Below are 16,285 nucleotides of genomic sequence, written 5' to 3'. Positions count from 1 at the left end.
GCGCTTTGGGAAGGAGGGAAATCCCTTCCGGATACCTCTATGCCGGTCACTGGGTGGTTACATCGTCATCGGCTGGCGATGGCGGATATCCGGTTCAGCGCCGCGACCTGGCGGTCGGCATTGTTGTCCATCGGATTTTCGTCGCGGTCCGAGGCGGGCACGACGACATTGGCCGAATTGACGTGGATGACGGTCCGGTTGCGCCCGGCCTTCTTGGCGGCATAGAGCGCGCGGTCGGCTTCCGTCATCATCACGCTCAGGTCGGCATCCTTGATCATGGCTTCCGATATGCCGACGCTGGTGGTCACCTCGATGGCTTCACCGCGTGAACTGATCTTTGAAAGGCGCAGATTGCTGCGGATGGCTTCCGCAAGCGTCGCTGTGCTGGAAGGGCTTTCGACTTCGGCAACCAGCGCGAATTCCTCGCCCCCCATCCTGACGAAAAGGCCGCGATCGCCGATTGCGCGCTGCGCGATATTGCAGAAATGCACAAGGACCACATCGCCGGACTGGTGGCCGTATCTGTCGTTGATCTTCTTGAAATGGTCGATATCGAACAGCACCAGCGCCACGTAACGGCTGGAGGCCGGCGACCTTTTCTTGATGCGCTCGAACTCCTCCAGCAGACCGCGACGATTGAGAACGCCGGTCAGATGATCGGTCATGGCGAGGCGATGGAGTCGGATCTCCGTATCTTCCATGATGATCTTGGCGCTGAGCATGATGATGGCCGTGAAGCCGAGCATGCCGGAAATGGAGAGCGCTGATGTCATGGGGATGGCGTTGGGAACCGCGGCATTGGCCGGGATGACGATGGAGGCGACGAGCGCTCCGGCAAAAGCCTGCAGGATCAGGATCGTGGCCAGTACCTTTCGGCTGCGTGTTGCGCGTGCCTTGCTGGCCAGAAGCACGCCGGCGAGCATGAAATAGCCCGTGGCCGCGCTGGCATGATAAAGCAGGATGCGGGCGACCATGTCTTCGCGCACGGACGGCACGAACATTCCGGCGATCCACAACAGGGCCGGAATTGCAATCCAGCCGCCGAGTTTGCGCTGTTCGAAACCCAGGAGGCCGGCGAGCCAGAAACCGAAGGCGGAAAGTGCGAGCGTATTGCCGACCTGAATGGACAGAAAACTGGAAATATCCCCGCGAAACGCCACCATGACAGTGCCGAAGCCCGTGGCGAGGAAACCGGCGGCGAAATAGAGATTATGCCGGCGGGAAGGGCGGTGCAGCCACAGCGTTCCCAAAAGCACGGCAAGGGTGAACGTTTCCGCCGCCCACAGTAGCGTGCTCGTCTTTGCATCCAGCATTGCAAAATCCTATCTGCGCCATAATGCGGTAAAAGCGGGCCCTCTCGCACAAGGTGCGTTATGCCCGCTGGAATTGTTGAGCTGCCATTTTGCCCGGATGGGCCCATTCCCCGACGGGAACCGGAAATTCGCTGGCCAGTATCGGCAGCAAATACTAACGAGTTCTTGCCGGTGAGAAGTTATATCTGTGCATGGCGGGCAATTTTTGCCTTCGTCGACTGCCATAGTAAAAAAATGGTGGCAGCGAGGGAAAGAGGCCCGGCTGACGCCGCCCGGTCCGAAAGCCCTGTCAACCTCGGCCCGAAAGGCCTGCAAACGCTGTTGAGCCGTTAAGGATATGCGGCTTCGTGTCTTGAAGTACGGGGCAGGGACACTCTATGTAGGGAGTATGAAGGTTAGAAGTGATTCCGGAGCGGCTTTCCGCGAAGGGCAGAGTTTGACAAAGGACGGACATGAAAAATCCAGTTGATACCGCCATGGCTCTGGTGCCGATGGTCGTTGAGCAGACCAATCGCGGCGAACGCTCCTACGACATATTTTCCCGTCTTCTCAAGGAACGCATCATTTTCCTCACCGGTCCGGTGGAAGACCAGATGGCTTCGCTCGTCTGCGCGCAGCTGCTTTTCCTCGAGGCTGAAAATCCGAAGAAGGAAATCGCGCTTTACATCAATTCGCCGGGTGGCGTCGTGACCGCCGGCATGGCGATTTACGATACGATGCAGTTCATTCGCCCTGCGGTGTCCACGCTCTGTGTCGGCCAGGCCGCATCCATGGGCTCGCTGCTTCTGGCTGCCGGTGAAAAGGGAATGCGTTTCGCAACCCCGAACGCCCGCATCATGGTGCACCAGCCTTCCGGCGGTTTCCAGGGTCAGGCATCGGATATCGAGCGTCACGCCCGCGACATCATCAAGATGAAGCGTCGCCTCAATGAAGTCTACGTGAAGCACACCGGCCGCACGCTCGAAGAGGTTGAAAAAACCCTTGATCGCGACCACTTCATGGATGCAGACGAGGCGAAGGACTGGGGCGTGATCGACAAGATCCTGACCTCGCGCCAGGAAATCGAAGGCGCCGCCGCGAATTGAGGCGCGCCGCTTTTTGACGTTTGTTTGAACCCGCAAAAGTAATTTCGGGGCTTTCAACCGCAACAGAAAGCGATATTAGTATATATAAAGGCTATGTTGAATTTTTATGACGTGGCCTTTGGTTTGATGGGGAATTCGTTGCAGCCGGTTGTCAGCTCATGTATCTGATACCGGTTAGTACCCCGGGAAACGAGGCGGATACGGCGATGCACCCCAAGGGCTGCCGTATCGGCGGGCGGTAAGTTGACCGCGATCCGTTTGGCGGACCTGCGGCGTGCTGGAAGGAAAGAGATATGAGCAAAGTCAGCGGCAGCAACGGCGGCGACTCTAAGAATACACTCTATTGTTCATTCTGCGGCAAGAGCCAGCACGAAGTCCGGAAACTCATTGCCGGACCGACGGTATTCATCTGCGATGAATGCGTCGAATTGTGCATGGACATCATCCGCGAGGAGAACAAGACGTCGATGGTGAAGTCGCGCGAGGGTGTTCCCACCCCGCAGGATATCATCAAGATCCTCGACGAATACGTCATCGGCCAGAAGCAGGCGAAGAAGATCCTGTCTGTTGCCGTTCACAACCACTACAAGCGCCTCGCGCACGCCTCCAAGAACGGCGATGTCGAGCTTGCGAAGTCGAACATCATGCTCGTCGGTCCGACAGGCTGCGGCAAGACCTATCTTGCCCAGACGCTCGCCCGCATCATCGACGTTCCCTTCACCATGGCGGACGCAACGACGCTGACCGAAGCCGGTTATGTCGGCGAGGACGTGGAAAACATCATCCTGAAGCTGTTGCAGGCTGCGGATTACAATGTCGAGCGCGCCCAGCGCGGCATCGTCTATATCGACGAAGTCGACAAGATTTCCCGCAAGTCGGACAACCCGTCCATCACGCGTGACGTGTCGGGCGAGGGCGTCCAGCAGGCGCTTCTGAAGATCATGGAAGGCACGGTCGCTTCCGTTCCGCCGCAGGGTGGCCGCAAGCATCCGCAGCAGGAATTCCTGCAGGTGGATACGACCAACATCCTGTTCATCTGCGGCGGCGCCTTTGCCGGCCTCGACAAGATCATCTCGGCCCGTGGTGAAAAGACCTCGATCGGCTTCGGTGCGACGGTCAAGGCGGAAGACGATCGCCGCGTCGGCGAGGTTCTGCGCGAGCTGGAGCCCGAAGATCTGGTGAAGTTCGGTCTCATTCCGGAGTTCATCGGCCGTCTGCCGGTTCTTGCCACGCTGGAAGACCTCGACGAGGATGCGCTGATCCAGATTCTGTCCGAGCCGAAGAACGCTCTGGTCAAGCAGTATCAGCGCCTGTTCGAGATGGAAGATGTGGAACTGACCTTCCACGAGGACGCCCTTCGTGAGATCGCCCGCAAGGCGATCACCCGCAAGACCGGCGCCCGCGGCCTGCGCTCGATCATGGAAAAGATCCTTCTGGACACCATGTTCGAACTGCCGACGCTGGAAGGCGTGCGCGAAGTGGTCATTTCCGACGAGGTCGTCAGCGGCCTTGCACGTCCGCTCTACATCTATGCGGACCGTCAGGAAGAAAAGACCAACGTTTCGGCCTGATCGGCCGGTCCGGTGCTTTAATAAAGTCAGAAGGCCCGCCTCCGTGCGGGCCTTTTCTGTTGTCCCCGGGTGTGAAACTTGCGCCTAACTTGGCGAAGCCCGATTTTGCGTTTGGAGCGGATTGCGCTTTGCTGATAAAGTCTTACAACTGATTTGCAGCGCGATATGACGGAAATGTGAATTCCCGTCGGCGACCCGGTTCCCATGTCCTTCGGGATAACCGGAAATGTCGGGAGTACTAGCCGGCGCTGGGTTTTGTTGAATTTCACGGTCTTGCCGCTTAGCGGGACCGTCTGTTCCGGCGACTTGAAATCGGTGTTTCGAAACTCCACTTTCAGTCTCGAGAAATGAATGTGCCGGATGCCCCAAGCTGTCCGGCAAAGTGTCCCGAAAGGGACCATGGAAAGGAAATGATATGACGAACATCACGTCTGCGGCATCTGGCGGTACCTATCCGGTACTTCCCCTGCGCGACATTGTCGTTTTCCCGCATATGATCGTTCCCCTGTTCGTCGGGCGGGAAAAATCCATCCGTGCGCTCGAGGAAGTCATGGGTTCGGACAAGCAGATCATGCTTGTCACCCAGATCAACGCCAGCGATGACGATCCGGCCCCGGAGGCCATTCACAAGGTCGGCACGGTCGCCAATGTCCTGCAGCTTCTGAAGTTGCCCGACGGCACCGTGAAGGTGCTGGTGGAAGGCAAGGGCCGCGCCCAGATCGACAGCTATACCGGCCGCGAGGATTTCTATGAAGCCACCGCGACGCCGTTGCAGGAGCCTGCCGAAGATCCGGTCGAGATCGAGGCGCTGTCGCGCTCGGTCGTGTCTGAATTCGAGAGCTATGTGAAGCTCAACAAGAAGATTTCGCCCGAGGTTGTCGGCGCTGCCGGCCAGATCGACGATTATTCGAAGCTTGCCGATACGGTCGCTTCACACCTGTCGATCAAGATCACCGAAAAGCAGGAAATGCTGGAAACCGTCAGCGTGAAGCAGCGGCTTGAAAAAGCGCTCGGCTTCATGGAAGGCGAGATTTCCGTGCTCCAGGTGGAAAAGCGCATCCGCTCGCGCGTCAAGCGCCAGATGGAAAAGACCCAGCGCGAATATTATCTGAACGAACAGATGAAGGCGATCCAGAAGGAACTCGGCGACGGCGAAGATGGCCGTGACGAGATGGCCGAGCTGGAAGAGCGCATCGCCAAGACCAAGCTTTCCAAGGAGGCCAAGGAAAAGGCCGAGGCGGAAATGAAGAAGCTTCGCCAGATGAGCCCGATGTCCGCGGAAGCGACCGTGGTGCGCAACTATCTGGACTGGCTGCTTGGCCTGCCATGGGGCAAGAAGTCGAAGATCAAGACCGACCTCAACGCCGCCGAGACGATCCTCGATCAGGATCATTTCGGTCTGGACAAGGTCAAGGAACGCATCGTCGAGTATCTCGCCGTGCAGGCGCGCGCCTCGAAGATCCGTGGCCCGATCCTGTGCCTCGTCGGCCCTCCCGGCGTCGGCAAGACCTCACTCGCCAAGTCGATCGCCAAGGCGACCGGCCGCGAATATGTGCGCATGGCGCTTGGCGGCGTTCGTGACGAAGCGGAAATCCGCGGTCACCGCCGTACCTATATCGGCTCCATGCCGGGCAAGATCGTTCAGTCGATGAAGAAGGCCAAGAAGGCGAATCCGCTCTTCCTGCTCGACGAAATCGACAAGATGGGCATGGATTTCCGTGGCGACCCGTCATCCGCACTGCTCGAGGTGCTCGATCCGGAACAGAACTCCACCTTCATGGACCACTACCTTGAAGTGGAATACGACCTGTCCGATGTGATGTTCGTGACCACGGCCAACACGCTGAACATTCCCGGCCCGCTGATGGACCGCATGGAAGTGATCCGCATCGCCGGTTACACGGAAGACGAAAAGCGCGAAATCGCCAAGCGTCACCTGTTGCCGAAGGCGGTCAAGGAACATGCCCTGCGTCCGGAAGAGTTCTCGGTTACGGATGACGCCCTGATGGTCGTCATTCAGCAGTACACCCGCGAGGCGGGCGTGCGCAGCTTCGAACGCGAGCTGATGAAGCTGGCGCGCAAGGCTGTCACCGAGATCATCAAGGGCAAGGTCAAGTCCGTGGAAGTCACCGCTGCCAACGTTCCGGATTATCTGGGCGTTCCGCGGTTCCGCCATGGCGAGGCCGAGCGCGAAGATCAGGTCGGCGTCGTCACGGGTCTTGCCTGGACGGAAGTTGGCGGTGAGCTGCTCACCATCGAAGGCGTGATGATGCCGGGCAAGGGCCGCATGACGGTTACCGGCAACCTCAAGGAAGTGATGAAGGAATCCATTTCCGCGGCGGCATCCTATGTCCGCTCGCGCGCCGTGGACTTCGGCATCGAGCCACCGCGCTTCGATAAGAGCGATATCCACGTGCACGTTCCGGAAGGGGCAACCCCGAAGGACGGTCCGTCCGCCGGTGTTGCCATGGCCACCGCCATCGTCTCCATCATGACCGGCATCCCGGTCTCGAAGGATGTGGCGATGACGGGTGAGATCACACTCCGCGGTCGCGTGTTGCCGATCGGCGGCCTGAAGGAAAAGCTGCTTGCGGCCCTTCGCGGCGGCATCAAGAAGGTGCTGATCCCGGAAGAAAACGCCAAGGATCTGGCGGAGATTCCGGACAATGTGAAGAACGAGATGGAAATCATCCCGGTATCGCGCATGGGCGAGGTCATCAAGCACGCCCTTATCCGCCAGCCGGAGCCCATCGAGTGGGACGGCAGCATCGAGACGCCGGTGATCGCAACCGTCGAAGGCGTCGACGACGGCAGCCAGACCATCGCGCATTGATGCATGGATCGTCGCGAGGGGCGGGAATCGCCTTTCGCGACGGGTGTTGCATAGATTCAATGTGTTAGGTGTCTGACGGTGCATGTGGCGTAAAGCTGCGCACAAGTGATGCGAATTTGGCACGAATATGTGGAAGGCCGGCAGAAATGTCGGCCTTTTTTGTGAAAAAAAACGCAGACCCCTTGTTTTTCAGGCGATTCCAGCGCTTTTGGGTTGCTGCGCGCGGATGCGAACGTATTCTGCGCCGGCTTAATTTGAGTCGTTTCAAACCATTGAAAGGGGTGGAAACATGAACAAGAACGAGCTCGTCTCTGCTGTTGCCGAAAAGGCTGGTCTCACGAAGGCAGATGCTGCTTCCGCTGTTGATGCTGTATTCGAAACTGTACAGAGCGAACTGAAGAACGGTGGCGACATTCGCCTGGCCGGCTTCGGCAGCTTCTCCGTCAGCCGTCGTGAAGCCTCCAAGGGCCGTAACCCTTCCACGGGTGCTGAAGTCGATATCCCGGCTCGCAACGTACCGAAGTTTTCCGCAGGCAAGGGCCTGAAGGACGCCGTCAACTCGTAAGGTTTCCGGAAAGCCGTAACGCCCGGCGGCGGGCGGGCGGCTTTTCAGGTTCACGAGGAAACATGTTTTGACGCCCTGACGCCGTCACATCGCCGCCAAAAGCGGGTGGTGTTTCGAAAAGCTCTTTTCGGACAGGCCGGGTTCTCCCGGTCAAGATGTGAATGAAAGCAGGGAAGCGCCTGTGTAGCTTCCATCCGGACACACGGCGTTTTTCTACGCGGAATGTGGGCATAAACACGAAAGCCCGGCCTTCTAGGCCGGGCTTTTTGATTCAGCGGTCAGGAAGTGTCATGCCACTGTCATGTCTGTAACGCAGAAGCCTTGGGGTATTTCTGGACCCAAGGGGGATTAAAATGGCGTTCCGATTTTCTCAAATGGCTTTGACTGCTGCGCTGCTCACGTCCGCAGCCATCCCGGCCGCTGCCGAGCCGGTTTTCAACCGCATCGCATCTTTCCCGGTGGCGAAAAACCTTCCCGCGGACAAGGACGCCAAATCCGTCACCTCGGCTGAAATCATCACCGCCAGCGAAGACGGCAAGACGCTGATCTATTCGGACAGCCCGCTTGGCGGCATCGGTTTCATCGACATCACCGACGCCAAGGCTCCCAAGGCCGGCGGCGCGTTGCTGCTCGAAGGCGAACCGACCTCCGTTGCCGTCGCCGGCCTCAAGGTTCTGGCCGGCGTCAACACGTCGGAAAACCGCGCCAAGCCCTCCGGCAAGCTGGTGACGGTCGATATTGCTACCAGGAAGATCGAGGCAAGCTGCGATCTCGGCGGCCAGCCCGATTCCGTCGCCGTTTCCCCGGACAAGACCTTCGCCGCCATCGCCATCGAAAACGAGCGCGATGAAGAGGTGAACGAAGGCGCCCTGCCGCAGATGCCAGCCGGTTATCTGGTAACGGTGGGTCTGAAGGACGGCGTTGCCGATTGCGCGACGCTGAAGAAGATCGAGCTCACCGGCCTTGCCGAAATTTCCCCTGAGGATCCGGAGCCGGAATTCGTGTCGATCAACGCCAATGGCGAGATCGCGCTGACGCTTCAGGAAAACAATCATATCGTCATTCTCGACGGCAAGACCGGCACGGTGAAGACGCATTTCTCTGCCGGCAAGGTCGATCTTGAAGGCATCGATACGAAGACCGATGGCCAGCTGAAGTTCACCGACAAGCAGGAAGGCCGCAAGCGCGAGCCGGACGCCGTGAAGTGGCTGGACAATGACCGCATCGTCATCGCCAATGAGGGCGACTGGCAGGGCGGCTCGCGTGGCTTCACCATCTTCGACAAGACCGGCAAGCTCGTCTACGAATCCGGCTCTTCGCTCGAACACGCGGTTGCGGCCATCGGCCACTATCCGGAAAAGCGTTCCAAGGCAAAGGGCATCGAGCCTGAAGGTCTGGAAGCGGCGACCTTCGGCGACCAGAAATATTTCTTCGTGCTGTCCGAACGCGCCTCTGTCGTCGCTGTCTACAAGGACACCGGCAAGGAGCCGGAACTGACGCAGCTCCTGCCTTCGGGCGTTTCGCCGGAAGGCGCTGTCGCCATCCCGTCGCGCAACCTCCTTGCCACGGCCAATGAGGTCGATCTGATCGAAGACGGCGGCGTGCGCTCGCATGTCATGCTCTATGAACGCGGCGAAGGTGAAGCAGCCTATCCGCAGCTCGTTTCCGCCACCGTCGATGGTGCACCGATCGGCTGGGGCGCTCTTTCGGGTCTGGTTGGCGATGCCGAAAAGCCCGGCATTCTCTATGCCGTCTCCGACTCGGTCTATGGCAACCAGCCGTCGATCTTCACCATCGATGCGACGAAAAAGCCCGCCACCATCACCAGCGTACTGCGCGTCAAGCGTGACGGCATCGCCGCTCAGAAGCTCGACATCGAAGGCATCACGCTGGACGGCAAGGGCGGTTTCTGGCTGGCTTCTGAAGGCGACAGCGCCAAGCTCGTTCCCCACGCGCTCTATAACGTCAACGCCAAGGGCGAGATCAAGGCGGAGATCGCATTGCCGAAGGAACTTCTCGCCGGCGACACCCGCTTCGGTTTCGAAGGCGTGACGATGATCGGCAAGGGCGACGACGCGACGCTGTGGATGGCCGTGCAGCGCGAATGGGGCACGGACGAGAAGGGCTTCGTCAAGCTCGTCTCCTACAATCCGAAGTCCAAGGAATGGGGCGCCGTGCGTTACCCGCTCGACAAGACCGATGCAGGCTGGATCGGCCTCTCCGAAATCACCGCACAGGGCGACTATGTCTATATCGTCGAGCGCGACAACCAGATCGGCGACAAGGCCAAGATCAAGAAGCTCTACCGCGTTGCAATCGCGGACCTGAAGCCGGGCAAGATCGGCGGCGAACTGCCGCTGGTGGCCAAGCAGGAAGCCCATGACTTCCTGCCCGATCTCAAGGCCCAGACCAATGGTTACGTCGTCGACAAGCTGGAAGGCTTCACCTTCGACAAGGCGGGAACGGCCTATGCCGTGACCGACAATGACGGCGTGGACGATTCTTCCGGCGAAACGCTGTTCTTCACCGTCAATATGAAGGCGATCAACTGATCGGGCCGATTGGCGCCGCAAATGAGAAAAGCCGGGCTATGCCCGGCTTTTTTGTACGGCGAGGGCCCCTTGGCCGGGTTCCCCGATCTTGCACGATGCCTGACGACGCAAGCCGTTAAAATCGGCATTGCTACTTCGATATCGGATTGTGAAGGATTTTGTCCTGAGGCCATCCGGGAAAATGCTGCGGATCGATCGTAACGGATCACCGCCCCAGGGAATTCTTGCTTTTGGGAGTATCTTGTTTTTCCGAGTCCTGCTGGACCCAGCGGAAAAAAATATAAACAGGCAGCGCAATAAGCGCGAGTGTTACAAACGCGTCGATCGACATGGTTTCATCCATCAGTTCAACCGTTCATCATGAAACGGTGCGCAAACAATGCCTGAAATCTCTTTAGAAAGTCTGAATCTTCCTTATTTTCCGGTATGTTGCGGGGTGATACAGGGGGCGGCCAAGCTGTCGGAATATGGAACAGCAGTGCCGATTTGGCATAGCGTAACTGGAGAAAAGCGATTCCAGCGGTTGGGAATCATGACGACGCTCTACCTACCGCAGTAAGGGCAGGGGTGATAATTCCGAATACTCGAGGCTTGTCGCATAGCGAAAGCAAACACGAAGAATCTCGGTTTGACGGGATATTTAAATCTTCTGGGAAAATGGTGGGCGATGAGAGACTCGAACTCCCGACATCCTCGGTGTAAACGAGGCGCTCTACCAACTGAGCTAATCGCCCTTCGCGTGTCTCGGATCATGTCCGCCGCGTCGGTGGCCGTGATGTATTCGGATCGGAAAAAAACCGCAAGGGCTTTTGTGAAGTTTTTTTGTTTTTTTTGCCGAGAGAATTTTCTGTCACAGGGAGGCGAGGGCAAAAAGCCGGGAGCTGCGGGCTTTTTGCCGGAAACAGGACCCGAAGACGCCTTGATGGCCGTGTGGAAATCCCGTTAGGGAAGCCTGCGGCTGTGGACAAGTTTTTTGTTTTCGTTGGGAAAAGCCCGCAAAACAGGGCGTTTGCCGTAATCGCGTTCCGAGGCCTTCCGGTTTTTCCAGATCAAAATGAAGAAGCTTATTCTTTTGTCGTGAAACCTGCTTGACACCCCCGCACGAACGCCGTAGTTAGCCGCTCATCGAACAGCCGAGGCTGGTTCGAGCGGCGGGACTGGCTCCTGTCGTCAGGAGATGCGGGTGTAGCTCAGTCGGTTAGAGTGCCGGCCTGTCACGCCGGAGGTCGCGGGTTCGAGCCCCGTCACTCGCGCCATCCTGTCCCTCGGAAAACGCAGATGAATGTCTGTGGTGCGCGGGTGTAGCTCAGTCGGTTAGAGTGCCGGCCTGTCACGCCGGAGGTCGCGGGTTCGAGCCCCGTCACTCGCGCCATTTCTTTCTCCTGAAATGTCTCCTCAAAAAACAGATCGACGCGCGATTGCGCGCTCGTCTATTGACGATTCCAGCGCCTGATTCCGGGCTTTTTAAACGCGATTTTTCCTGCATTTTTTAGTCAAGTTTCGATTCCCGAATATCGTCACTTCACCGCCATGCGGACGTAAAATTCGTGTGACTTTTTTGCGGTTGCGTCGTTCAATCGATTATTATTGTATTTGAGGGGCTTAGGCCGGAATTGTGGCCCAAATTTGCGTCAATTCCGGCAATATTGTTGCCAATCAATGCGGCAGGTGTCTTGAAATGGTGCCTAAACTCTTGCAGAGAGAGCGCGGCTGCGCTAACGACTTTGGCGTTGCAACATATTTGTGCGCTCTTTGAGACTTCGGGTCACAAAGGCAGGTCCGGCACCCGGCCGGGCAGGGAAGAGACCATGACTGAACTCCTCAGTTCCTACATTCCGATCGCAATCTTCATCGGTATCGCTCTCGTCATCGGCCTGGCGCTTCTCATTGCGCCTTTCGCTGTCGCCTACAAGGCGCCGGACCCGGAAAAGCTCTCCGCTTTCGAGTGCGGTTTCAACGCCTTCGACGACGCCCGCATGAAGTTCGATATCCGCTTTTATCTGGTATCGATTCTGTTCATTATCTTCGATCTGGAAGTTGCCTTCCTGTTCCCATGGGCGGTGTCTTTTGGCGAGATGGGCTGGTTCGGTTTCTGGTCGATGATGGTGTTCCTCATCGTTCTCACCATCGGCTTTATCTATGAGTGGAAGAAGGGAGCGCTGGAATGGGCATGAGCCAGAACAACACCACGCTCGTTGCGCCGCAGCCGAAGGGGATCATCGATCCATCGACCGGCAAGCCGGTTGGCAGCAACGACGCCTACTTCACGGAAATCAATGACGAGCTGGCCGACAAGGGCTTTCTCGTCACCTCGACCGACGAGCTGATCACCTGGGCGCGCACCGGCTCCCTGATGTGGATGCAGTTCGGTCTCGCCTGCTGCGCCGTCGAAGGCCTGATGCAGGCTTCCGGTCCGCGTTATGACATGGAGCGCTTCGGCGTTGCCCCGCGCGCCTCACCGCGCCAGTCGGACGTGATGATCGTCGCCGGGACGCTGACCAACAAGATGGCGCCCGCTCTGCGCAAGGTCTACGACCAGATGCCCGAGCCGCGTTACGTCATCTCCATGGGCTCCTGCGCCAATGGCGGCGGCTATTACCACTATTCCTACGCCGTGGTGCGCGGCTGCGACCGCGTCGTGCCGGTGGATATTTACGTCCCGGGCTGTCCCCCCACGGCGGAGGCGCTGCTTTACGGCGTGCTTCTGCTGCAGAAGAAGATTCGTCGTACCGGTACGATCGAGCGCTAAGGGCAAAGGACGGATTAAGAATGAGCGAAGCTCTCAACGATCTTGCTGCTTACGTTAAGGAAGCGCGCGGTTCCCTCGTGGTGTCGGCTGATATCGCCTATGGCGAGCTGACCCTGAACACGACGCCTGAAAGCGTGATCGCGCTTTTGACCTTCCTGCGTGACGACGTGCAGTGCGGTTTCGTCAACATCATCGATATTTGCGGTGTCGACTGGCCGCAGCGCGAAAAGCGTTTCGATGTCGTCTATCACCTGCTGTCGCCGCGCCAGAACCTGCGCGTGCGCGTCAAGCTGCAGGTGGCGGAAGACGAGGGCGTGCCGTCTTCGACCTCCGTTTACATGGGCGCGGAATGGTTCGAGCGCGAAGCCTGGGACATGTATGGCATTCCGTTCGAAGGCCATAAGGATCTTCGCCGCATCCTCACGGATTACGGTTTCGAAGGCCATCCGCTGCGCAAGGATTTTCCGGTTACCGGCTTTGTGGAAGTGCGTTACGATGACGTTCTGAAGCGTGTTCTTTATGAACCAGTCGAACTGAAGCAGGAATTCCGCAACTTCGACTTCCTTTCCCCCTGGGAAGGAACCGAATATGTTCTCCCGGGTGACGAAAAGGCCAAGCAATGAGCCAAGCCCCCGCGACAGAGCATGCGCAATGTCTTTGCGGCGCCGTCGGCCTCAATGCCGTCATCGGTGCCCGCGAATTCGGCGTTTGCCATTGCTCCATGTGCCGCCGCTGGTCCGGCGGTGCGTTTATGGCTGTCGAATGCACGGATATCTCCGTTGAAAACGAAGATAGTCTCGGCGTCTATTCCTCGTCGGAATGGGGTGAGCGCTGCTTCTGCAAGAATTGCGGCAGCACGCTGATGTGGCGCTCGAAGGACGGCAAGCATGTCGCCGTTTCGCTGCAGGCTTTCGATAACCCTTCCAGTTTCACGTTCGCGTCGCAGATTTTCACGGATGAGAAGCCTTCGAGCTATTCCTTCGCGGAAACCACGCAGAACATGACCGGCCCCGAATTCATCGCCATGATCACCTCGGCGGAGCACTAGAATGACTGAGCATAACGTCCGCAATTTCACGATCAACTTCGGTCCGGAACACCCGTCCGCGCACGGTGTGCTGCGTCTGGTTCTGGAACTGGATGGCGAAATCGTCGAGCGCGTCGATCCGCATATCGGTCTTCTGCATCGCGGCACCGAAAAGTTGATCGAGACCAAGACCTACCTGCAGGCCGTTCCTTACTTCGACCGTCTCGACTACGTCGCGCCGATGAACCAGGAACACGCTTTCGCGCTCGCCGTCGAAAAGCTGCTCGGTCTCGAAATCCCGATGCGCGGCCAGTTGATCCGCGTGCTTTATTCGGAAATCGGCCGCATCCTGTCGCACATCATGAACGTGACGACACAGGCCATGGACGTCGGCGCGATGACGCCGCCGGTCTGGGGTTTCGAAGAGCGCGAAAAGCTGATGGTGTTCTATGAGCGCGCCTGTGGCGCCCGCATGCACTCGGCTTACGTTCGTCCGGGCGGCGTGCATCAGGACCTGCCGCCGGAACTGGTGGACGATATCGGCAAGTGGTGCGATCCGTTCCTTACCGTTCTCGACAATATCGAGGGCCTGTTGACCGACAACCGCATCTACAAGCAGCGTAACGTCGATATCGGCGTCGTCTCGCTCGAAGACGCCTTCGCCTGGGGCTTTACCGGCGTGATGGTGCGTGGTTCCGGCGCTGCTTGGGATTTGCGCCGCGCGCAGCCCTATGAGTGCTATTCCGATCTCGAATTCGACATTCCCGTCGGCAAGAACGGCGACTGCTACGATCGTTACCTGATCCGCATGCAGGAAATGCGCGAATCCGTGAAGATCATGAAGCAGTGCGTCGATCTTCTGTCCGGCAAGCACCGCATCGGCCCGGTCTCCTCGCTGGACGGCAAGGTGGTTCCGCCGAAGCGCGGCGAGATGAAGCGTTCGATGGAAGCGCTGATCCACCACTTCAAGCTTTATACCGAAGGTTACCACGTTCCGGCCGGCGAAGTTTACGCCGCCGTCGAAGCGCCGAAGGGCGAGTTCGGCGTTTACGTGGTCGCAGACGGTTCGAATAAGCCCTATCGCTGCAAGATCCGCGCGCCGGGCTACGCACACCTGCAGGCCATGGATTTCCTGTGCAAGGGCCATCAGCTTGCTGACGTTACAGCCGTGCTCGGCTCCCTCGACATCGTGTTCGGGGAGGTCGACCGCTGATGCGTCTGCCGCTGGCCATACCGGCTTTTCTCGCTGCGATGTCTGCCCCCGCTCTCGCTCAGACGGCGACGGACGAGGGCGGCATATCGCTGTCGAGCGGCGGCTCTTCGACCATCAAGCAGCTTCTGTCGTCGGGATACGAGATCAAGGCCTCGGTTCCCAATGGCAGCAAGTTCATCGTGTTCATGCAGAAAGACAAGGCGGCTTATGCCTGCGAATTCGTCACGGTGGCGAGATCGCGGTGTGAGACGTTAAACTGAAAAGGCGTGAGGAAGTATGTCCGTTCGTCGACTAGCCGAAGATCAGTTCCAGCCCGTGGCGTTTGCCTTCAATGCGGAAAATACCGCATGGGCTGAAAAGACGATCAAGAAATATCCCGAGGGACGCCAGCAATCGGCGGTCATCCCGCTGCTCATGCGTGCGCAGGAGCAGGACGGCTGGGTTACCCGCGCCGCCATCGAGAAAATCGCCGACATGCTGGATATGGCCTATATCCGCGTCATGGAAGTGGCGACCTTCTATACCCAGTTCCAGCTGAAGCCGGTCGGCACGCGCGCCCACGTTCAGGTCTGCGGCACCACGCCCTGCATGCTGCGCGGTTCCGAAGCGCTGATGGATGTCTGCCGCAAGAAGATCCACCACGATCCGCTGCACACCAATGAGAGCGGCACGCTGTCCTGGGAAGAAGTGGAATGTCAGGGCGCCTGCGTCAACGCGCCGATGGTCATCATCTTCAAGGACGCCTATGAGGACCTGACGCCCGAGCGTCTGGAAGAGATCATCGATACGTTCGAGGCGGGCAAGGGCGACACCGTCAAGACCGGCCCGCAGATCGACCGTCACCAGTCGGTCCCGGTCGGCGGCCTGACGACGCTGACGGAAGAGATCAAGCCGGATCGTTCCAATCTCGGCAAGCCGGCTGAAGTGGCTGCGGACGCCGCACCGGTTCCGCCTTCCAACGCCGCCAAGCCGAAGACGGACGCGCCGGAAACCGATCCGAAGCTGAAGACGCCGGCGACCGCGCCGAAGGCTGCCGAAGCCAATGTGAAGACCGCTGAAAAGGAAGCTTCGGGCTCCGCGAAGCCGTCGCTCGATTCCAAGGATCGTCCGGCCGGCATCGAACGCCCGGCGACGCCTGACGACCTGAAGCTCATTTCCGGCGTCGGTCCGAAGATCGAAGGCACGCTGCACGAGCTCGGCATCTTCACCTATGCGCAGATCGCCGGCTGGAAGAAGGCCGAATGCGACTGGGTTGACGGTTATCTGAATTTCAAGGGCCGCATCGAACGCGACGAGTGGATCAAGCAGGCCGAGGCGCTCGCCAAGGGTGGCGAAGCCGAGTATATCAGGGTCTTCGGCAAGAAGCCGCGGTAAGAG

Annotated in this window: 14 protein-coding genes and 3 tRNA genes; 14 read left to right on the top strand and 3 right to left on the bottom strand. The window is 58.6% G+C overall.

What is annotated here, in order from left to right; translation table 11 throughout:
• Positions 1 to 65: 65 nt before the first annotated feature.
• Positions 66 to 1,313: a diguanylate cyclase gene (locus ACIK7D_RS01705; RefSeq protein ID WP_400155475.1), complete on the bottom strand. Its 1,248-nt coding sequence runs from the start codon at positions 1,311 to 1,313 to the stop codon at positions 66 to 68.
• A gap of 452 nt (positions 1,314 to 1,765) precedes the next feature.
• Here ACIK7D_RS01705 and clpP point away from each other — a divergent pair, with 452 nt between their 5' ends.
• From clpP to ACIK7D_RS01680, 5 genes are all read left to right on the top strand, one after another.
• Positions 1,766 to 2,398, top strand: a complete 633-nt coding sequence (gene clpP / locus ACIK7D_RS01700) for an ATP-dependent Clp endopeptidase proteolytic subunit ClpP (protein ID WP_003521529.1) — start codon at positions 1,766 to 1,768, stop codon at positions 2,396 to 2,398.
• 293 nt (positions 2,399 to 2,691) lie between these two features.
• A complete protein-coding gene (gene clpX / locus ACIK7D_RS01695) occupies positions 2,692 to 3,969 on the top strand; it encodes an ATP-dependent Clp protease ATP-binding subunit ClpX (RefSeq protein ID WP_059752638.1) in 1,278 nt (425 codons plus the stop codon).
• A 415-nt stretch (positions 3,970 to 4,384) separates the two neighbouring features.
• Positions 4,385 to 6,802, top strand: a complete 2,418-nt coding sequence (lon, locus tag ACIK7D_RS01690) for an endopeptidase La (protein WP_400155474.1) — start codon at positions 4,385 to 4,387, stop codon at positions 6,800 to 6,802.
• A gap of 289 nt (positions 6,803 to 7,091) precedes the next feature.
• The gene (hupB, locus tag ACIK7D_RS01685) at positions 7,092 to 7,367 is read left to right on the top strand and encodes a DNA-binding protein HupB (RefSeq protein WP_003502360.1); all 276 of its coding nucleotides are present in this window, start codon (positions 7,092 to 7,094) and stop codon (positions 7,365 to 7,367) included.
• A gap of 353 nt (positions 7,368 to 7,720) precedes the next feature.
• Positions 7,721 to 9,919, top strand: a complete 2,199-nt coding sequence (locus tag ACIK7D_RS01680; RefSeq protein WP_400155473.1) for an esterase-like activity of phytase family protein — start codon at positions 7,721 to 7,723, stop codon at positions 9,917 to 9,919.
• 205 nt (positions 9,920 to 10,124) lie between these two features.
• Here the strand turns inward: ACIK7D_RS01680 and ACIK7D_RS01675 are convergent, their stop codons facing one another.
• Complete coding sequence (locus ACIK7D_RS01675; protein WP_256364472.1) at positions 10,125 to 10,250, bottom strand: hypothetical protein; 126 nt, start codon at positions 10,248 to 10,250, stop codon at positions 10,125 to 10,127.
• Between the two features lie 327 nt (positions 10,251 to 10,577).
• Positions 10,578 to 10,653 (bottom strand) — tRNA-Val (locus ACIK7D_RS01670).
• A gap of 445 nt (positions 10,654 to 11,098) precedes the next feature.
• Between ACIK7D_RS01670 and ACIK7D_RS01665 the strand changes: the two genes are divergently transcribed.
• The 9 genes from ACIK7D_RS01665 to ACIK7D_RS01625 all read left to right on the top strand — a co-directional run bounded on the left by ACIK7D_RS01665 (position 11,099) and on the right by ACIK7D_RS01625 (position 16,282).
• Positions 11,099 to 11,175 (top strand) — tRNA-Asp (locus ACIK7D_RS01665).
• Between the two features lie 39 nt (positions 11,176 to 11,214).
• A tRNA-Asp gene (locus ACIK7D_RS01660) sits at positions 11,215 to 11,291 on the top strand.
• Positions 11,292 to 11,727: 436 nt separating this feature from the next.
• A complete protein-coding gene (locus ACIK7D_RS01655; protein WP_035259670.1) occupies positions 11,728 to 12,093 on the top strand; it encodes an NADH-quinone oxidoreductase subunit A in 366 nt (121 codons plus the stop codon).
• The gene (locus tag ACIK7D_RS01650) at positions 12,084 to 12,668 is read left to right on the top strand and encodes an NADH-quinone oxidoreductase subunit B family protein (protein ID WP_003521524.1); all 585 of its coding nucleotides are present in this window, start codon (positions 12,084 to 12,086) and stop codon (positions 12,666 to 12,668) included. The genes ACIK7D_RS01655 and ACIK7D_RS01650 overlap by 10 nt, the downstream gene beginning before the upstream one ends.
• Positions 12,669 to 12,688: 20 nt before the next feature.
• A complete protein-coding gene (locus tag ACIK7D_RS01645; protein ID WP_003496465.1) occupies positions 12,689 to 13,291 on the top strand; it encodes an NADH-quinone oxidoreductase subunit C in 603 nt (200 codons plus the stop codon).
• On the top strand, positions 13,288 to 13,716 hold the full coding sequence (locus ACIK7D_RS01640) for a GFA family protein (protein ID WP_400155472.1): 429 nt from the start codon (positions 13,288 to 13,290) through the stop codon (positions 13,714 to 13,716). Before ACIK7D_RS01645 ends, ACIK7D_RS01640 begins: the two co-directional genes overlap by 4 nt.
• 1 nt (position 13,717) lies before the next feature.
• Positions 13,718 to 14,908, top strand: a complete 1,191-nt coding sequence (locus tag ACIK7D_RS01635) for an NADH-quinone oxidoreductase subunit D (protein ID WP_003496461.1) — start codon at positions 13,718 to 13,720, stop codon at positions 14,906 to 14,908.
• On the top strand, positions 14,908 to 15,168 hold the full coding sequence (locus ACIK7D_RS01630; protein ID WP_003521522.1) for a hypothetical protein: 261 nt from the start codon (positions 14,908 to 14,910) through the stop codon (positions 15,166 to 15,168). Before ACIK7D_RS01635 ends, ACIK7D_RS01630 begins: the two co-directional genes overlap by 1 nt.
• Before the next feature lie 16 nt (positions 15,169 to 15,184).
• Positions 15,185 to 16,282 carry an NADH-quinone oxidoreductase subunit E gene (locus ACIK7D_RS01625; RefSeq protein ID WP_400155471.1) on the top strand — a complete coding sequence of 366 codons (1,098 nt, stop codon included), beginning with the start codon at positions 15,185 to 15,187 and terminating at the stop codon, positions 16,280 to 16,282.
• Positions 16,283 to 16,285: the final 3 nt, after the last annotated feature.

The organism is Agrobacterium sp. P15N1-A, assembly GCF_044626815.1.
In the GTDB taxonomy this organism is placed as follows: domain Bacteria; phylum Pseudomonadota; class Alphaproteobacteria; order Rhizobiales; family Rhizobiaceae; genus Agrobacterium; species Agrobacterium leguminum.
This window is presented reverse-complemented; position numbering and strand designations above follow the sequence as displayed.